Genomic DNA, 1,827 nt, shown 5'->3' with positions numbered 1-1,827 from the left:
GAAGCGTGGCCAGACACCACGCGCTCGCGGACACGATGGAACGCACCCGGGCATCTCTTACACAACGCCGCCGCCGCCTGGCGGCGGTATAAAGGGGAGCGCGACCAGCTCCTCGCGCTTTCGGATACACCCGGGGGGAACCCCGCGGGGCTCAGTCGCTACGCTCCCAACGCCCCGCTACACCGTAGCCAAACGCCGTCGGGGGGGAAGGGTGAAACTCTCCCCCCGATGGACCCATGCAGCAACCCCCCAAGCGAAGCGCGCGGGGGCGAGGAGCGAAGCGACGAGGGTGGAACCAAGCGAAGCGCAGGTTACACCTTGCTCCTTACCAAACTGCCCGAACAAAAACCCAAAGGGCGCACTTATGCAAACTTGCGGCTTACGCCGCTGCGTTTGCGTGCGGCAGGGGGGCACCCCCCCTGCACCCCCCGATCTAGCTTTCCCACTTGCCCGCTTTGCGGTAGCGCTTCTCTTTGCGCCTCCACGCGAAAGCAACCCGGGTCCCATAGTCGGGTGTCTCCGCTGGATCGTCGGCCAGAATGAGGTCCTCTTCTGTTTCCTCATCCTCCCGCAAAGCGTCTTTGAGCGCTCCCCCAGAAGCAATGAACCGGAGCCGGTGCACCTGTCGGGTTAGCTCCAGGAACCATTCATTGTCGTTTCCACCGCCGAGCATGTCCGAAGGCTTTACGGCGTATTTCAGAACCTCCCGGGCCGCATCCGCCACCGCTGCCAAGTATTCCTCGATCGATGACGTGTTAGAGGCCTCTAGAGACGTTCTAGAGGCTTTTAGAGCCTCTCTAGAGACTTTCTTAGAGCGCACAACGCGGATGTCGACAATCGGCGTGTAATCGGCCCTGAGGCACTCTTTCCAGAGTTCCGCCCAGCGTGCTTGCGTAACGTAGTTGCTACCTTTGAAGTACGAAGGCGACAACATAAACATGCAATGGAAATGCGGATGTGCGCTTTCGTCCCTGCCTTTCGTAACCTCGGTGGTACGGATCCACCCAAGAACGTTTCGGAATTCCGCTCGATGCGTCAGGCGCTTCCATGCATCGTTCATGCTGGAGATCGTTGCCCGAAGCTCTTTGATGTCGCAATTGCGAACCGTAAGCGTCAGGAACGCCCATCGAGCATTCGGATATCTCCCCAAGATCTCGGGTAGAGCTTTCTGAAAGCGCGCGTACCACATTAGCGAACGTCTCCACTGGCACACGGGGCAATGTCGAACTCTACAGAAGTGCGCTTCCCGTAGGCGTAGAACTAGTTCCCCGGTCTCAGGATCCGGGACGTCGGCAAAGATCAGTAAGCCGCTGCACTGATGCATCCGCTGCGCCAAACGCTCAAATTCCGCGGCTTCTGCGTAGATTTGCTCGACTTGTTGAGCTTCGCCCCGGTGAACATCCCAAGGCGCATCCTTGGGAGAGTACTCCGAAAGGTAATCGCTATTGCAATCTTTTGCAAATTTGCTACAATCATTCCTGATGACTGCTAGAGAGCAAGTCATATAAACCCCCTAGATTTGTGGAACCAGCACCCACATTCTAGGGGGTTTTTCTTTGACTTGTCAATACCCTCAAAAAGCCAACAGCGGCGCGGGATTCCGCGGATTCTACGCCCTGCAGATATCCCTCTATTATCAAGTTAAGTTAGAGGGCGCTCGGACACACCCCGCGCGGACGTTTTGCGCAGGGCTCGCGACGCCGCTCGCCCCGCCGCGCTCGCACCCCAGCCGCTACGCGGCCGGGTCCCCTGTCGCGCGGCGCCTGCGGTGCGCAAAACGCCGTGACGCACCCCGCAAAACGGACGCACCGTTTGGTCACCAAGAAG

General features: G+C 58.9%; 1 protein-coding gene. It reads right to left on the bottom strand.

Features of this window, described 5'->3' with window-relative positions; translation table 11 throughout:
• Nucleotides 1–433: 433 nt before the first annotated feature.
• Nucleotides 434–1,324: a protein rep gene (locus AB5J56_RS45045; protein WP_369243277.1), complete on the bottom strand. Its 891-nt coding sequence runs from the start codon at nucleotides 1,322–1,324 to the stop codon at nucleotides 434–436.
• Nucleotides 1,325–1,827: the final 503 nt, after the last annotated feature.

It is taken from the genome of Streptomyces sp. R21 (assembly GCF_041051975.1).
Taxonomy (GTDB): Bacteria; Actinomycetota; Actinomycetes; order Streptomycetales; family Streptomycetaceae; genus Streptomyces.
Note: the sequence above shows the minus strand (reverse complement) of the source record. Positions and strands in the feature narration are given on the sequence as shown.